The organism is Microcella humidisoli (genome assembly GCF_024362325.1).
Classification (GTDB): domain Bacteria; phylum Actinomycetota; class Actinomycetes; order Actinomycetales; family Microbacteriaceae; genus Microcella; species Microcella humidisoli.
Genome location: NZ_CP101497.1, coordinates 2,625,795 through 2,639,916, shown reverse-complemented (window position 1 = coordinate 2,639,916; position 14,122 = coordinate 2,625,795). Strand labels below are relative to the sequence as shown.

Below are 14,122 nucleotides of genomic sequence, written 5' to 3'. Positions count from 1 at the left end.
ACGGGTGCAACCCAGCTCGCCCAGATGGGAGAACCGGCATGACACGACGCCACACGCCCAGCGGGACAGATATCCGATCCCGCAGCAAACACGCCCAGTAGCCTCGTGTGATGGGTAGCGTGAATAGCCACCGGGTGCGCGACGCGGTGGCTTCTGATGCCGAGAAAATTGCTCGGGTGCACGTCGACGCATGGCGGGAGACCTACTCGGGCGTGCTCGAAGCTCGTCAGTTCTCTGAGGAAGTTTTTCGCAAACGTGAGCAGTTTTGGACTAGTTACCTATCCATTGATCCGCGTCCGGGGCGCATGGTGGTCGCGGAACATGCTGGAGTTCTGGTGGGCTTCGCGAACTCTGGCGAGGCGCGCGGACCTGACGCCGAGCATGGGTTCCCACCCGTTCGATCGCTGCACTTGTTCTCGATCTACATGCTGGTAGGTGCCCACGGCAGCGGCCTCGGTCAATTGATGCTCGACGCGGTACTCGGCGACCATCCGGCGCAACTTTGGGTCCTTCGTGGCAATCATCGAGCGATCGCGTTTTACCAGCGCAACGGGTTCGTGGTCGATGGCACGGAGTTCATCGATCCATCGGAACCGAACCTCGTTGAACTACGGATGGTGCGATGACCACGCTCACGGCCGACGCTCACGTCCACAGCGAGTGGTCGTGGGACTACGCATCGGATCCGGCGTCGCAAGGCTCGATGGCTCGAACCTGTGAACGGGCGATTCGGATTGGACTGCCGGCGATCGTGTTCACTGAGCACCTTGACTTCGCGGACGACTGGCGGGTCGGTGAAGGCGACATCGGGGAGCACGCGCAGAAGTACGTGGATTCCACCGGCCGCGTGATACTTCCGCCCTTCGATGCCGACGGGTACCTCGAAGCGATTGACCGGTGCCGTCACGACTACCCTGAACTTCGCATACTCACCGGTGTCGAGTTCGGGCAGCCGCACCTGTGGGACGCGCGAGCTGCCTCATTGCTATCCAGTGGCGCGATCGACCGCGTCAACGGATCGCTCCACATGCTCCCGTTCGAAGACGGCGAGTGCACGGAGCCAACGACGTTGTACCGCTACCGGCCAGCGGATGAGGTCATGTGGGCGTATCTGGAGGAGATCCCGCGAATGGTCGCGGAGTCGGACACGTTCGAGGTGTTCACCCACATCGACTATGCCGTGCGCTCGTGGCCGATCGCCGTCGCCGGGCCCTTCAACCCCCGCCAGTTCGAGGAAGGCTTTAGGGCGGCGATGCGAGCGATCGCGCGCTCCGGGCGCGCGTTGGAGATGAACACTCGGCGCCTGGAGGCGTGGATTCCGCAGTGGTGGGCGGAGGAGGGCGGGCGCGCGGTGTCCTTCGGTAGCGATGCCCACGGACCGGACGCGCTCGCCGCGAACTTTCCTAACGCGATTGCGATGGCCGAGTCCTTCGGCTTCGGTCCGGGATCTCGGCCTGAAGACCTGTGGTCCCGTTGAACTCAGCGGCGAGACCCCTTTTCGTGGCACTGTCCGTGCTTTGAGCAACACCAGCTGGTAAGCACCGCTGACCGTTTTCGCCCTAGACGGCGGGTTGAACGCACTTATCGGGCGACGGAGAGCTCCACAAACAAGGAGTGCTGCTCGAAGCTGCGGGTTTCGCTGATGAGTTCGCCAAGGGTGCGCTCTACGGCGCGACGCACTTCCGGGCTGGCATCGTTCAGCGCGGTCCGACCGAATGGTGCGATCTGGTTCACCATCTCCGCCGCGTCGGGCGCCTGCGCCAGATAACTCCATCGGTTGCAGCGAAGAATTCGCAGGTCGGCACCTTTAGCGATGCCCTCGAGCTCGGCCAGGGAGCCGGTCGCCGCGTTTGGATCTTGAAGTGCGATTCCATGCTCTTGGGCGGCTGTGCGCAGGAGCACGGCGGAGGGAATGCCGTCCGTCTCCCAGGCAGTGATCACGATCCGACCCGCGGGACGGATCAACCGCCGCCACTCCGCGAAGGATGCGAGCGGGTCCAAGTAGGGCATCGCCGAGACGCACGTCACGAGGTCGAAGCTCGCATCCGCAAAGGGCAACTGCGACGCTTCTGCGCGGCGGAAGCTCGCGGCCGGTAGGTGAGCCACCGCTTCGTCGAGCATTCGTTGGGATATGTCGGTGCCACTAAACCGGAGCCCGTCAGGAGGAAGAGCACGAAGGAGTAAGCCTGTACCGGTCGCGACGTCGAGGACGTCGCGGACGCCATCTAGGTCCACGAAGGAAGCAACCGACTCGGCTAGTCGTCGATGCATTTCGCCCAAGTCGTACGTGTGCGCACGACCGTCAAACGCCCGCTCGACCACGGCGCGATCGATGACCATATTGGCGATCGTAGCGATTAGATGTGTCGTACCCGATTACGCACTATGTGCGAGAACTGCGGTCAGAGCGACCATTGAGGGGGAAGCGCCTTACCTTTTCGGCGGAATGTCCACTCTTCAAAGCCGTCACAATCCAGGCAGACACTTCAGGCTGCTACAGCGATTTCAGGCGAGCTCGCTGCTGTACGGCAAGTGCCTGAGGAGAGCGCTGCTGCCAGGGCCGGAATTCATCCCCAGCTCATCGCATCCAGGAGAAGGTAGAACACGAGCCGCTCGTCATCGGCGTCGTCTAGCCCATACATCGTCAGGAAACTGACTGAACTGGGCGACCATCCATGGTTGACGACCTGCGCCGCGGTCAGCGCCAGGTCGGAGTATCGATCTGCTACGCCGAGGTGCCCCACGTCAACGGCACCGGTGAACGCCAACGTTTGAGGATCGAACAGAAAGTTCGCCAGAGTGGCATCACCATGGCACACCACGAGGTCTTGAACGGCAGGCACCGAGGTTTGCAGACGTGACAGCAGCTCCGCCGGTGGTACCTGTTGCCATTCGAGGCTGAGGAAGTCGGGGTTTACTGCTCCGCGCCGGACAACGTCCTCTACCTGTCCGAGGACATCCTCCAGTCGGCGTTCGAAGGGACATCCCTCGACGGGCAGCTCGTGAAACGAGCGAAGCGCAGCGGCTAGATTCCCCATCAGCGTCGGAGAGCAGGGGAGCTGCCAACCCGGAACTCCAGACACAGCCGAGGTCACCAGGACGGCGCCATGTTGGCTGTCTATCCAATCGAGGACCCTGGCGCCCGGGAAGTCCGTTTCAGCAAGCCATCGGACCCGGTCGCGCTCTTCCGCCAGGCCCACCGTCCCATCGGCGGCACACACCTTCGCGTACACAGCGTCGCGTCGATAGACGTCGGTGTCAGATTCCCCGGACGCAACCTTTTCCCACCCGCTCCCCGGGAGCAACCGAGCCGCATCCTCAGGATTCTTCCGCGTCGGTGCCACAGTTCAGCTTAACGAAGGAGACTACGCAAAGTAGGGGTAACGGTCTGGGTCTGATGACCGCAGAAATACCGCCTGGGTTTCGGGAGTGCTCCTTAGTGACAGACTCGACCAGGCAGCGTGGTGGATTCTTTAGCGAAGCAGACTACGTTCCATCAAGAGCACGCTGGGGCGCTCTGGATCGGGCAAGCCAGTTGCGAAACCTGCGCGAAGATACGTGCGGATTGCCGGTTCGTTCGTCGCAATGACACGCAGTCGAACAGCGTCTGCGCCCAGCTCTTGGGCCTGCACGAGAGCGGCATTGACCACTTCGATCGCCAGTCCGCGGCCCTGGAATTCCGGCTTCACTGCAACCCTGCCCAACCAAGCCACTCGCTCATCCACTCTGAGATCAAAATGCCCGACGAGCCGGTCTGCTGAGCCGACGACAACGAAAGGAGAGAGCCCTTCCGTGTGCGTCAAGTTCTCCAGCTGAATGGACGTGAGCGGCCACTGCAGACGCGCACCGGAGAAAGAGTAGAGAACCTTTGCACTTGCGATCCAACTGACCACCTCAAGCACATCAGCAGGCCTACGGGGCCTAACCACCAAACTCATATCAGTCTCCATGAGCCGAGGGTAACCGCGCTGCTAGCTCCACGATCACCCAACTAGACGCAGGAACTCATCCCTAACCTCTCCGGAGCGACGGAGAACCTCGAGGCAGATGTCTCGAAAAGGATGGTCCAGTGAGAGACACGCGACTCAAGACATCAGATACCGAAAGGACTCTCAAAACTATATCGCAATTCCCCTCGATATGAGAGTTGAGTTATGCGATACTAGAGCGATGACAACCTTCGCGTACATCCGCACCAGCACCAACGACCAGAATGCGGCCCTTCAGCGTGATGCGCTCGCCGCTGCTGGCATTGCTGAGAAGTACGTTTATGCCGATGAAGGTGTTTCTGGCACTCTCGCCAGCCGCCCGCGTCTGGACGCTCTCCTCGACCGTCTGGACGAGGGCGACGAAGTCGTGGTCTGGAAGCTCGATCGACTCGGGCGCAACACTCGCAACGTGCTCGATCTCATCGCCACCATCAAGGCGAAAGGCGCAACCTTTCGAAGCCTCACCGAGGGCATCAGCACCTCCGGTCCCATGGGCGAGGCAATGTTGACCATCATGACCGCCTTCGCCCAACTTGAGCGCGACACAATTGTGGAGCGCACTCGCGCTGGCCTCCTTGCTGCGAAAGCCAAGGGCAGGGTCGGCGGTCGACCTTCGAAGATCGATGACAAGACACAGGAGCGCATACGTAAGCTGGTAGCCAGTGGTGACTACACGCGCGCCGAGGTCGCTGAGATGGTGAAGGTCAGCCCGGCGACGCTGTACCGAGCGCTCCAGAGGCTTTGACCACTACACCTCGTTCATTGCCCCATTTGACTCTCAGGGGACACGGAGTCCGCAAAAAAGGATAAGAAGTAAGTATCCTCAACTCGTGGAGTTGATGCGACGGTTCACCGGGGAGCAGTACGCACGTGCGCTCGAATCATGGGCGTTTCTCGACCTGGCGGGGAAGAAGCCTTCCTTGAGTTCTCCGTTTGGTGACATCTTCTTTGAGTCAGAGGACGGATGGTGGTTCCTCGACATTGTGGGCGGGAACCTTACTCGCGACTGGTCCTCAGGTGCGGAGCTTCAGGCCGCCCTCAACACTCGGGATGGACAAGACAATTACTTGATGGTTGAGCTGGCCACCGCCGCAACCGGTCTCAACCTCCATCCCGGTGAAGACGAGATTCTGTCTTTCACTGTGCCGCCAATGCTCGGGGGCCCGCTTTCCGCTGACAACGTGGAGGTGTCCGACATGGTTGTGTCAGTGAACCTCTACGGACAAATTCACGAGCAGACCCGGAATCTGCCGCCCGGCACGCCGATTGCTGGAATCAACATCACATGACGGGTTGTCGCGACTTTCATAGCCTCAATTTGACTTCAGGCGACACGGAGTCGGCCAAGAAGGACAAAAAGTAGCGCTGCTGGTATCTGGCATGCTCTGCCCTATGTGGATTTCGTCAGACGGAGTTGTGCATACCGTGTCGGTGCCGCCTGATTCAATTCCCGGGCTTGAGTCTGCTGTCGCGTTCATGGAACAGTGCTCGCCTGCAGAGCAAGAACTGTGGATAGAGGCCCTTCGCCAGGTCGAAGACGCAGAGTTTGAGCGCATCACCTCGCGAGACCCGGACATTGACGTGGAGCGGGAGTTCGAGGGACTTGGTCTTCCCAGCGATGTCTTGAGCAGCCTCGACTGGCCCTCGTTGCTCGACCCGTCAACGGTCGGGCAAACCCTCAATCTGATTGACGAACGATGGCGGATGGACGTGTGGTTCCTGCTCGATGAACATGTCGCGCCGTGACTGTTCATAGCCTCAACTTGACTTCAGGCGACGTCGAGAAGTCGAAAGAGAAGAAGTAGGGCCGAGGCGGTGGATGCTGTGGCGCGACCCGCGCTGACCTACGCGCCGCACGGCGGCAGCCTGAACCTCGAGCCGCACCGTGTGCCCGCGGGGTTCCGAGTGTTTCGACACGAGGCCGTGATCGGCGCGGGAGCCGAGCGGTGGGCGTCGGCCTCGGCCGAGGTGCTCGAGTGGGGGATGCAGCGCGGGGCGGGCATCCGTGTCAACACGCCGCGGGTTGTTGTCGGCGATGACGTGACGCTGACGATTCCGCTGCTCGGCATCGTGCCGGTGACGGCGCGCACGCGCGTTCTCGCGATCGTCGACGAGCCGTCGCGGCGGGGGTTCGTCTACGGAACCCTGCCCGGGCATCCGGAGCGCGGAGAAGAAGCGTTTCTCGTGACGATCGACAACGCCGGCGTGGTGCGCGCCGCGGTGCACGGTTTTTCGAGGCCGGCTCCCGGCATCTGGATGCTCGGGGCACCGGTGCTGCGCCTCGTGCAGGCGATCTACACGCGCCGGTACCTGCGCGCCCTCGCGCGTGGGGCACACTGAGCGCATGACGACAGACCTCTCGCCCGCCGACCGTGCCGCGCTCGACGCCCTCATCGCCGAGGTCGTCGCGCAGGAGGAGCGCCTGCAGTTCACCGAGTTCACGCACGAGCACGCGTGGATGCTCGGCGCACGCCTGCGCGAGCGCGCCCTCGAGCGGGGCCAGGCGATCACGATCGACATCGCGCTGGGCGAGCAGCGGCTGTTCCACTGCGCCCTGCCCGGCACCTCGGCGCACAACGACGTGTGGATCGAGCGCAAGAAGCGCACGGTGCGGGAGTTCGGTGCGTCGAGCTACCTCGTCGGCCTCCGCTTTCCCATTCTCGACAACCACACGCTTGAGGCGGCCCCCTGGATGGACCCGATGCAGTTCTCCGGACACGGCGGCGGGTTCCCGCTCGCCATCCGCGGCGTCGGCGTCGTCGGCACGATCGCCGTGTCGGGCCTGCCGCACGAGATCGACCACGCGCTCATCGTCGAAGCGCTGAGCGAGCACCTCGGCGTCTAGCGGGCGACAGCTCGACGCTGCGCTCGTGAGTCGCCGCTCGACGGCACCGTACAGCGCCATCCCGGGCGGCAATCGAGGGGTGCTTCGCCCGAAACGTTCCCGAAGTGAAGGAGTTCCGGTCGACTCTGCTCCTCACCTTCCTTCCATTCGGGAGTCGGGGGGCGGTGGTCCCGCTCGGCACGGCGAATTCCTCGATGGGTCGACGGTGACGTCAGCCGCGGATCATGGTTCGCGGGTGCTCGCCACGGGCTCGGCGGTCATCACCCAGCCGGAGATCTCAGCCAGGCCTGGGGGGAAGAAGGCCAACCGGCCCTGCGACACGCAGTCGAGCTCGGTCAGGCGTCCGTTTCGCACGCTCAGCACGGCGGAGAGCAGACGATGTGGCTCGCGAGCGACCATGTCGACATCGTCGACGTCAGCGCTACGGGGCTGATGTCTCGGGGCATTTCCCCACGGTACTGCGCCGTACGCTGGGATGCGTGACCGCCGACTCCTCTCGCGACCGCGACCGCCAGCAGCAGCCGGTGACGTACGCGGCCGTCGGGGCGACGCAGGCGCCTGACCTGCTGCAGTACCCGCCGCAGGGGTACCGCCCGCTCGAGCAGCGCGGCCGCATCGGCCACGGCGACGAGCGCTGGCACTACGCGGTCGACGAGCTGCTCACCGGTGGGGTCTACCGCGGCGCCGGCATGGGCGTGCGCATCACCCCCGTGACGGCAGGGGATGCGGAGCTCACCTACCACCACGTCGAGTACGACACGGCGGGCGAACCGGTCGAGGCCGCGCAGGTGGGGGCAGCTGACGAGGTCTACACCTCCAGCGGCGCGCGGCACCTGCGCCCCGGAGACATCGTCGTCGTGGGGCTCGAGGTCGGCGAGTCCCTGTGGCTGCCGTTGCCCTGTCGCGTCGTGCTGCTCGAGCAGGCCGCGCAGCGCGTCATGTACGCGGTCGGCACCCTGCCCGGGCATCCGTTCTCGGGCGAAGAGGCGTTCACGCTCGAGCAGACGGACGACGGCTCCGTGTGGCTCACGGTGCGCAGCTTCGCGCGGCCCGCCGCCTGGTGGGGATGGCCCCTGCTGCCCGGGCTGCTGCTTGCGCGCATCCTCATCGCCCGCCGGTTTCTGCGCGCCCTCATGGGCGCGATTCCCACCCAGCAAGCCTGACTTAGGCTGAGCACGATGAGCGACGAACCCCGCCCGACGAGTGCCGGCATCGGCCGCGTGCTGATCGCCGTGTACGGCATTCTTGCCCTGGCCGCGATCGGCCGATCGGCGTACCAGATCGCCACCAAGTTCGACGAGGCCCCCGTTGCGTATGCGCTCTCGGCGATCGCCGCGGCCGTCTACGTGCTCGCGACTGTCGCGCTCGTCGCCCGCGGAGCCGTGTGGTTCCGCGTCGCCGTCATCGCCATCGCCTTCGAGCTCGCGGGTGTACTCATCGTCGGCACCCTCAGCATCATCGACCCCGCCCTGTTCCCCGACGACACCGTCTGGAGCCAGTTCGGCCGCGGCTACGCCTTCATCCCCCTCGTGCTTCCCGTGCTCGGGCTGCTGTGGCTGCGCCGCGTCAGCCAGGCACGGTCTGCAGCGCCGGAGGTGCTCGCGTGACCGGCTCCGTCGTACACGGCCTCGAGAACCTGCCGCACGATGCACGGCCGAGCGCCGTCACGATCGGCAAGTTCGACGGCGTGCACCGCGGCCATCGGGCCGTGCTCGAGCAGCTCACCGCCGAGGCGGAGGGCCGCCGCACCGTCGTCGTGACCTTCGACCGGCACCCGGCCGCCGTGCTGCACCCGGAGAGTGCGCCCGAAACGCTGCTGAGCGTCGCCCAGAAGACCGAAGCCCTTGTCGACGCCGGGGTCGACCTCGTCGTCGTGCTGCCCTTCACGCCCGACTTCGCCGCCCTCACCGCCGACGAGTTCGTCGACCGAGTGCTCGTGCGCGGCCTGCACGCCGAGCGCGTACTCGTCGGCAGCGACTTCCGCTACGGCGCGCGCGGTGCCGGCACGGTCGAGAGCCTGCGGGCCGCGGGTGAGCGCGCGGGCTTCGGCGTCGCGCTCGTCGACGATGTCTGCGAGCAGGACGGCACGCGCGTGTCGTCCACGGGCATCCGCACCCTGCTCGAGACCGGCCGCCTCGACGAGGCGACCGAGGCGCTCGGCCGGCCGCACCGCATCCGCTCGCTCGTTGTTCCCGGCCACCAGCGCGGCCGCGAGCTCGGCTACCCGACCGCGAACCTCGCGCGCGACGCCGAAGGATGCATCCCCGCCGACGGCGTCTACGCCTGCTGGCTGCACGTCGACGGCCAGCGTTACGGCGCCGCCGTCTCGATCGGCAACAACCCGACGTTCGGCGACGTGCCCGAGAAGACCGTCGAGGCCCACGCGATCGACGTGCACCTCGACCTCTACGGAAAGACCGTCGAGCTCGAGTTCGTCGCCTACATCCGCTCGATGCACAAGTTCGCGTCGGCGGATGCCCTGGCCGAGCAGATGGGCCGCGACGAGCTGCGCATCCGCGAGATTCTGGGCCTGCCCGCACCGGTGTGAGCGGACTCACTCGCCGTCAGTTCGGGGCCGTGGCCGTGGGTTCGACCGCCGCGGCCGCTCTCGCCGCGTGCACGCCGTTCGGCGGGGCGTCGAGCACCCGCGGCGAGGGCCTCACCGTCGTCGTGGTGGGGGCGGGCGTGGCGGGGCTCGCGGCCGCCCGGGATCTGCACCGCGCGGGCGCCGAGGTCATCGTGCTCGACGCGCGCGACCGTATTGGCGGCCGGACCGCCACACTCGTGCGCGAGGGTTTCGCGCTCGACCTCGGAGCCTCCTGGATCCACGGCGTCGACGGCAACCCCGTCGCCGAGCTCGTCGACGAGGCGGGTCTGGGGCTCATCGAGACCGACGTCGCCTCGTCGATCGGGTTCGATGCCGCGACCGCGAGCGGGCTCGTCGACGACGCCGCGCTCTCGCGCGCCGGGGCACGGCTCGATGCCGCCGTCGAGGCGGGCTATGACGCCGACGTGGACCAGCCGCTGCGGCTCGTCGTCGACGATGCCGTGCGCGGAGCGGCCGCGGACGAGGCCCGGCTCATTCGCTATCTCGCCGCGAGCGCGATCGAGAACGAGTACGCGGGGTCGATCGATCAGCTGTCGGCGTGGTGGTTCGACGACGCCGGAGAGTACGGCGGAGGCGACGTCATGATCGAGGGCGGCTACGCGCAGGTGCCCGAACTGCTCGCCGACGGTCTCGATGTTCGGCTGAGCACCGTCGTCACGGCCGTGAGGTGGGGCGCCGACGGGGTTGCCGTCGAGACCACCGCCGAGACGGTCGAGGCCGACGCGGTCGTCATCACCGTGCCGCTCGGCGTGCTGCAGGCGGGCGCGATCGTCGTCGACCCGCCCCTGCCCGAATCTCACCAGACTGCGATCGACGCCCTCGGCATGGGCGTGCTCAACAAGGTCTTTCTCCAGTTCGACGAGGTGTTCTGGGACGACTCGGTCGACTGGATCGGCATCGTGCCGCCCGAGGGCGCCGACCCGTGGGTCGACTGGGTCACGGTCGGCCGTGCCGGGGGCGTGCCCGTGCTGCTCGGCTTCGCGGCAGGCGATCTGGGTCGGCGCGTCGACGTGATGACGGACGAGCAGGCCCTGGCGAGCGCCCTCCGCACCCTGCGCAGCGCCTACCCGGGCGCGCCCGACCCCGTCGATGCGCTCGTCACGCGCTGGGGGGCGGACGAGTTCGCGCGCGGCTCCTACTCGTTCGCCGCGGTGGGCTCCGACCCGGCGATGCGCGATGACCTCGCGGCACCCGTCGGCGGCCGCCTGCACCTTGCGGGCGAGGCGACCTCGCGTGAGCATCCGTCGACGGTGCACGGTGCCCTCTTGTCGGGCCGCCGGGCCGCCGAGAACGTTCTCGGCGACCTCGGCGCCTGACCGCGCCTCAGCCCTGCAGCAGGTTCTTGAGCGGCACCTTGGCGCCGTCCTTGAGGTCGTCGATCGTCGAGTCGGGAATGTCTTTGATGAGCGGAAGGTCGAGGTCTTTCGCCCAGCCGCCGACGGTGTCGAGAATCTGATCGGTGTCGAGACCCTTCAGGGTCGGCTGAATCTGCTCCCAGAGGGGCTGCAGCGCGGCGAGGTCGAAGCCCTTGCCGCTGATCAGGTCGCCGACCACGTCACCGATGTCGCCGAGATCGAAACCGTCGTTCTGCGCCATGCGCGCTCTCCCTTGACTCTGCCGCCGGGCCGTGTGCCCGCGATGTGCTCAGCCTAGGTCGACGAATCGTCGAGCGGCAGAGCCGGCGTCGACTCGGGCGGCACATCCGCGCGCCCGGCGAGGAAGAGCACGATCGCCGCGCCCGGAGCCGGCAGCTCGGGCCCGCGACCGACGCGCCAATCGGCGTCGGTCGCGACGAGCGAGCGGGCCGTGACGACCGCCCGCTCGGGCAGCCGCGAGCGCAGGGCGAGGTCGAGCGCGACGGCGCCGCACAGCAACGGGTCGACGACGATCGCGGCACCGTGCGCGGCGTTCAGCTCGAGGGCGAGCACGACAGCGGTGCGCAGATCGTGGATGCTCGCCCGGCGCTCGGGCCCCGCCAGGTCCGCCGCCCGCGTGCGCAGAACGCTCACGAGGGCTCCGCTTGCGAGCGCCGCGACCTCGGGGCGGGGCGACTCGAGCGCACCGACTCCTCGAGCCCAGCGGCGCCACCACGGCGCGCCGAGCTCGCTCAGCAGCTCGCGCACGGCCGCCTCGACCGTGACCTCGGGGCGCAGTGTGGGGGCGGTGAGCAGCTCGGGTCGGGCATCCAGCACCGCGGCGATCGCCGTGAGCAGGCCCGCCACAGCGGGGGAGCGGTCGCGGCTGACGCCCGCATCGTCGGCGCGGTCGCGGCTGCTCAACGGCAGGAAGCGGGCCCAGTCGGTCACGGGGTCAGCCTAGGTCGCCGCGCGCCGGCTGTCAGCGCGCGGGTGCGACCTAGGATGGCCGAGTGACCGACGACCCCTCGAGACGCCGATCGCAGCTCGTGCTCGGGGTCGTCGCCATCGTGCTGATCGCCGCCACGATGCGCCTACCGGTCGCCGCGCTCTCGCCGCTCGCGGGGCGCATCGACGTCGACATTCCGCTCAGTGCGCTCGCGCTCGGCGCCCTCGGAACGGCTCCGCCCATCGCGTTCGCCCTCGCGGGCGTGCTCGCGCCCCGGCTCGCCCGCCGACTGCAACTCGAGCCGACGCTGCTGCTCGCGATGATCGCCATGATCGCCGGGCACCTCGTGCGTGCTGCGGCCGTCGACTACACGATGCTGCTCATCGGCACGCTCGTGCTGCTGCTCGGCGCCGGGTTCGGCAACGTGCTGCTGCCCGCCGCCGTGAAGAAGGTCACGCCGAACCGCATCGGAACCATGACCGCGGCCTACGCGATGATCATGTCGATCGGTGCCGCCGTGCCGCCCCTCGTCGCCGTGCCGCTCGCCGAGCTCGGCGACTGGCGGCTCTCGCTCGCCATCTGGGCGGCGTTCGTCGGCATCGCCGTGCTGCCGTGGATCGCGCTGGCGGTCGGCGCAGTACGCGCGCGCCGAGCGGCGATCGCCCGCGACGACGGCATTCCGGTGCCGACCGCCCGCGTGTCTCGAACCGCTCTGCTGCGGTCGCCGACGGTGTGGGGCATCGCCATCCCGTTCACGATCTCGAGCATCTCGGCCTACGCCGGGTACGCCCTGCTGCCCCCGATGCTGCGCGAGATCGCGGGGGTCGGCGAGGCGGAGGCGGGCGCCCTGCTCGCCCTGCTCGGATTCCTCGGCCTGCCACTCGCGGCACTCGGGCCGGTGCTCGTCGCGCGCCTGCGCACGCCGACGCCGCTGCTCGTCGCCTCGACGGCGCTCTTCGGCACGGCCTACGCGGGCCTGCTGCTGGCTCCGCAGTCGGCGACGCTGTTCTGGATGATCGCGCTCGGCCTCGGCTACATCACGTTCCCGATGTGCCTGGCGCTGTTCGCGCTGCGCACGCGCACGCCCGCGATGGCCAGCACGGTCAGCGGTGCGGTGCAGACGGTCGGTTATGCGATCGCCGCGATCGCCCCCCTGCTGCTCGGCGCCCTGCGCGATACGACGGGCTCGTGGACGCTCGCGCTCGCGGTGCTGCTCGTGCTCGCGTTCGGCAACCTCGTCGCCGTGCCGCTGCTCGGCCGCCGCGGCATGGTCGACGACGAACTGGGTCGTGAGCCTGCCTCGGTCGTCGGGCGAGCAGAGCCCTAGCCGAGCAGCTCGGCGCGGTGCACGAGCGCGGCGGCCCCGACGAGCGGGCCCTCGCCGCTGAGCCCCGAGGCGACGACGCGCGTCTTCGTGACGAAGCCGAAGTCGCTGTGGCCCGCGACCGCCGCCCCGACGAGGGCGATGTAGTCGTCGCTCACGTGGCTGAAGCCGCCGCCGATCGCGACGACATCGAGGTCGACGAGCGCGCTCGCGCTCGCGATAGCCCGGCCGACCGCGGTGGCGGAGCGCTCGATCGCCGCGCGCGCGGTAGCGTCGCCCCCCGCGGCGGCCGCGGCGAGCTGCTCGCCGGTCTCGCCCCCGAAGCCGTGGTCGCGCGCCCAGGCGACCGTGCGCGGGCCCGAGGCGATCGCTTCGAGGCAGCCGCGCGCCCCGCATGCGCAGGGGTCGTCGAACCCGGCGACGGCGACGTGGCCGATGTGCCCGGCGTTGCCGGAGGGGCCCGCGATGACGCGGCCCCCGAGAATGAGACCGCCGCCGACACCCGTCGACACGATCATGCCCATGACGTTGCTCTCGCCCTGGGCGGCGCCCAGCCACACCTCGGCGAGGGCGATGCAGATGCCGTCCATGCGCAGGGTGACGGGCAGGTCGGGCACCTGCTGCCCCACGAGATCGCCGAGGGGGTAGTTGCGCCAGGCTCCGAGGTTCAGGGGCGAGACGTCGCCCGTCGTACCCGCGATCGGGCCCGCGCTGCCGATGCCCGCGCCGAGCAGGGTCGCGCCCTCGGGGAGCGCCGCGAGGGCATCCTGCACCGCTGCGGTCACGGCGGCGGCGAGCTGCTCGCTCGTCGACGATGCACCGGTGGGGCGGCGGTGGCGCGAGCCGTCGAGCAGCGTGCCGCTCGAATCGACGAGGGCCGCTTCGACCTTGGTGCCGCCGAGGTCGACGGCGAGGGCGTAGTCGGTCACGGGAGTCCTTCCGCGAGAAGCCGGCGGAGCCGGAGCGTGGTGGGCGACCGCTCGGCGGTCATGCCCAGCGTACCCACGCGCGCGAGCAGCATCCTGCCGCGCTGTGCTCATGTGAGCAGATGC

Annotated in this window: 19 protein-coding genes; 12 read left to right on the top strand and 7 right to left on the bottom strand. The window is 67.7% G+C overall.

All coding sequences use genetic code 11. The features are described from left to right. The first annotated feature begins 110 nt into the window (after nucleotides 1-110). Together NNL39_RS12925 and NNL39_RS12920 are read left to right on the top strand one after the other, a co-directional pair. Entirely contained in the window at nucleotides 111-626 is a 516-nt protein-coding gene (locus NNL39_RS12925; RefSeq protein WP_255159677.1) for a GNAT family N-acetyltransferase, read from the top strand. Further along, a complete protein-coding gene (locus tag NNL39_RS12920; protein WP_255159676.1) occupies nucleotides 623-1,477 on the top strand; it encodes a PHP domain-containing protein in 855 nt (284 codons plus the stop codon). The genes NNL39_RS12925 and NNL39_RS12920 overlap by 4 nt, the downstream gene beginning before the upstream one ends. A 104-nt stretch (nucleotides 1,478-1,581) precedes the next feature. Here the strand turns inward: NNL39_RS12920 and NNL39_RS12915 are convergent, their stop codons facing one another. The 3 genes from NNL39_RS12915 to NNL39_RS12905 all read right to left on the bottom strand — a co-directional run bounded on the left by NNL39_RS12915 (nucleotide 1,582) and on the right by NNL39_RS12905 (nucleotide 3,938). Beyond that, complete coding sequence (locus NNL39_RS12915) at nucleotides 1,582-2,340, bottom strand: class I SAM-dependent methyltransferase (protein ID WP_255159675.1); 759 nt, start codon at nucleotides 2,338-2,340, stop codon at nucleotides 1,582-1,584. 227 nt (nucleotides 2,341-2,567) lie between these two features. After that, nucleotides 2,568-3,344, bottom strand: coding sequence for an aminoglycoside 3'-phosphotransferase (locus NNL39_RS12910; RefSeq protein ID WP_255159674.1), 777 nt, complete (start codon nucleotides 3,342-3,344; stop codon nucleotides 2,568-2,570). Nucleotides 3,345-3,473: 129 nt separating this feature from the next. Continuing rightward, a complete protein-coding gene (locus NNL39_RS12905; RefSeq protein WP_255160959.1) occupies nucleotides 3,474-3,938 on the bottom strand; it encodes a GNAT family N-acetyltransferase in 465 nt (154 codons plus the stop codon). A 232-nt stretch (nucleotides 3,939-4,170) separates the two neighbouring features. On the opposite strand from NNL39_RS12905, the gene NNL39_RS12900 reads away from it, so the two are divergent. The 5 genes from NNL39_RS12900 to NNL39_RS12880 all read left to right on the top strand — a co-directional run bounded on the left by NNL39_RS12900 (nucleotide 4,171) and on the right by NNL39_RS12880 (nucleotide 6,834). Further along, nucleotides 4,171-4,734, top strand: coding sequence for a recombinase family protein (locus tag NNL39_RS12900; protein ID WP_255159673.1), 564 nt, complete (start codon nucleotides 4,171-4,173; stop codon nucleotides 4,732-4,734). Nucleotides 4,735-4,828: 94 nt separating this feature from the next. Further along, a complete protein-coding gene (locus tag NNL39_RS12895; protein ID WP_255160958.1) occupies nucleotides 4,829-5,278 on the top strand; it encodes a T6SS immunity protein Tdi1 domain-containing protein in 450 nt (149 codons plus the stop codon). 127 nt (nucleotides 5,279-5,405) lie between these two features. Next, nucleotides 5,406-5,735 carry a hypothetical protein gene (locus NNL39_RS12890; protein WP_255159672.1) on the top strand — a complete coding sequence of 110 codons (330 nt, stop codon included), beginning with the start codon at nucleotides 5,406-5,408 and terminating at the stop codon, nucleotides 5,733-5,735. A 69-nt stretch (nucleotides 5,736-5,804) separates the two neighbouring features. Further along, entirely contained in the window at nucleotides 5,805-6,329 is a 525-nt protein-coding gene (locus NNL39_RS12885; RefSeq protein ID WP_255159671.1) for a DUF1990 family protein, read from the top strand. Nucleotides 6,330-6,333: 4 nt separating this feature from the next. Continuing rightward, nucleotides 6,334-6,834, top strand: coding sequence for a heme-degrading domain-containing protein (locus NNL39_RS12880; RefSeq protein WP_255159670.1), 501 nt, complete (start codon nucleotides 6,334-6,336; stop codon nucleotides 6,832-6,834). Between the two features lie 222 nt (nucleotides 6,835-7,056). Here the strand turns inward: NNL39_RS12880 and NNL39_RS12875 are convergent, their stop codons facing one another. Then, nucleotides 7,057-7,233, bottom strand: a complete 177-nt coding sequence (locus NNL39_RS12875) for a hypothetical protein (protein ID WP_255159669.1) — start codon at nucleotides 7,231-7,233, stop codon at nucleotides 7,057-7,059. A gap of 80 nt (nucleotides 7,234-7,313) precedes the next feature. Between NNL39_RS12875 and NNL39_RS12870 the strand changes: the two genes are divergently transcribed. Genes NNL39_RS12870 through NNL39_RS12855 form a run of 4 tightly spaced genes read left to right on the top strand, consistent with a single transcriptional unit; the run spans nucleotide 7,314 to nucleotide 10,758 of the window. Continuing rightward, a complete protein-coding gene (locus tag NNL39_RS12870; protein ID WP_255159668.1) occupies nucleotides 7,314-7,997 on the top strand; it encodes a DUF1990 family protein in 684 nt (227 codons plus the stop codon). Nucleotides 7,998-8,012: 15 nt separating this feature from the next. After that, nucleotides 8,013-8,441, top strand: a complete 429-nt coding sequence (locus tag NNL39_RS12865; RefSeq protein WP_255159667.1) for a hypothetical protein — start codon at nucleotides 8,013-8,015, stop codon at nucleotides 8,439-8,441. Continuing rightward, a complete protein-coding gene (locus NNL39_RS12860) occupies nucleotides 8,438-9,382 on the top strand; it encodes a bifunctional riboflavin kinase/FAD synthetase (RefSeq protein ID WP_255159666.1) in 945 nt (314 codons plus the stop codon). Before NNL39_RS12865 ends, NNL39_RS12860 begins: the two co-directional genes overlap by 4 nt. Beyond that, entirely contained in the window at nucleotides 9,379-10,758 is a 1,380-nt protein-coding gene (locus NNL39_RS12855; protein WP_255159665.1) for a flavin monoamine oxidase family protein, read from the top strand. Before NNL39_RS12860 ends, NNL39_RS12855 begins: the two co-directional genes overlap by 4 nt. A gap of 7 nt (nucleotides 10,759-10,765) precedes the next feature. Here the strand turns inward: NNL39_RS12855 and NNL39_RS12850 are convergent, their stop codons facing one another. Beyond that, nucleotides 10,766-11,038 (bottom strand): hypothetical protein, encoded by a 273-nt coding sequence (locus NNL39_RS12850; protein ID WP_255159664.1) that lies wholly within the window; start codon nucleotides 11,036-11,038, stop codon nucleotides 10,766-10,768. Nucleotides 11,039-11,091: 53 nt separating this feature from the next. Further along, complete coding sequence (locus tag NNL39_RS12845) at nucleotides 11,092-11,748, bottom strand: hypothetical protein (RefSeq protein ID WP_255159663.1); 657 nt, start codon at nucleotides 11,746-11,748, stop codon at nucleotides 11,092-11,094. A gap of 62 nt (nucleotides 11,749-11,810) precedes the next feature. Between NNL39_RS12845 and NNL39_RS12840 the strand changes: the two genes are divergently transcribed. After that, nucleotides 11,811-13,073: an MFS transporter gene (locus tag NNL39_RS12840; protein ID WP_255159662.1), complete on the top strand. Its 1,263-nt coding sequence runs from the start codon at nucleotides 11,811-11,813 to the stop codon at nucleotides 13,071-13,073. Here the strand turns inward: NNL39_RS12840 and NNL39_RS12835 are convergent. Next, nucleotides 13,070-13,999 carry an ROK family protein gene (locus NNL39_RS12835; protein WP_255159661.1) on the bottom strand — a complete coding sequence of 310 codons (930 nt, stop codon included), beginning with the start codon at nucleotides 13,997-13,999 and terminating at the stop codon, nucleotides 13,070-13,072. The two genes, NNL39_RS12840 and NNL39_RS12835, sit on opposite strands and share 4 nt — an antisense overlap. Nucleotides 14,000-14,122 lie beyond the last annotated feature (123 nt).

Excerpts from the sequence above, each read along its gene's own strand:
- NNL39_RS12905 (WP_255160959.1), bottom strand. The coding sequence starts at position 3,938 with ATGAGTTTGGTGGTTAGGCCCCGTAGGCCTGCTGATGTGCTTGAGGTG.
- NNL39_RS12900 (WP_255159673.1), top strand. The coding sequence starts at position 4,171 with ATGACAACCTTCGCGTACATCCGCACCAGCACCAACGACCAGAATGCG.
- NNL39_RS12850 (WP_255159664.1), bottom strand. The coding sequence starts at position 11,038 with ATGGCGCAGAACGACGGTTTCGATCTCGGCGACATCGGTGACGTGGTC.
- NNL39_RS12895 (WP_255160958.1), top strand. The coding sequence starts at position 4,829 with ATGCGACGGTTCACCGGGGAGCAGTACGCACGTGCGCTCGAATCATGG.
- NNL39_RS12925 (WP_255159677.1), top strand. The coding sequence starts at position 111 with ATGGGTAGCGTGAATAGCCACCGGGTGCGCGACGCGGTGGCTTCTGAT.
- NNL39_RS12880 (WP_255159670.1), top strand. The coding sequence starts at position 6,334 with ATGACGACAGACCTCTCGCCCGCCGACCGTGCCGCGCTCGACGCCCTC.
- NNL39_RS12920 (WP_255159676.1), top strand. The coding sequence starts at position 623 with ATGACCACGCTCACGGCCGACGCTCACGTCCACAGCGAGTGGTCGTGG.
- NNL39_RS12865 (WP_255159667.1), top strand. The coding sequence starts at position 8,013 with ATGAGCGACGAACCCCGCCCGACGAGTGCCGGCATCGGCCGCGTGCTG.
- NNL39_RS12915 (WP_255159675.1), bottom strand. The coding sequence starts at position 2,340 with ATGGTCATCGATCGCGCCGTGGTCGAGCGGGCGTTTGACGGTCGTGCG.
- NNL39_RS12875 (WP_255159669.1), bottom strand. The coding sequence starts at position 7,233 with ATGGTCGCTCGCGAGCCACATCGTCTGCTCTCCGCCGTGCTGAGCGTG.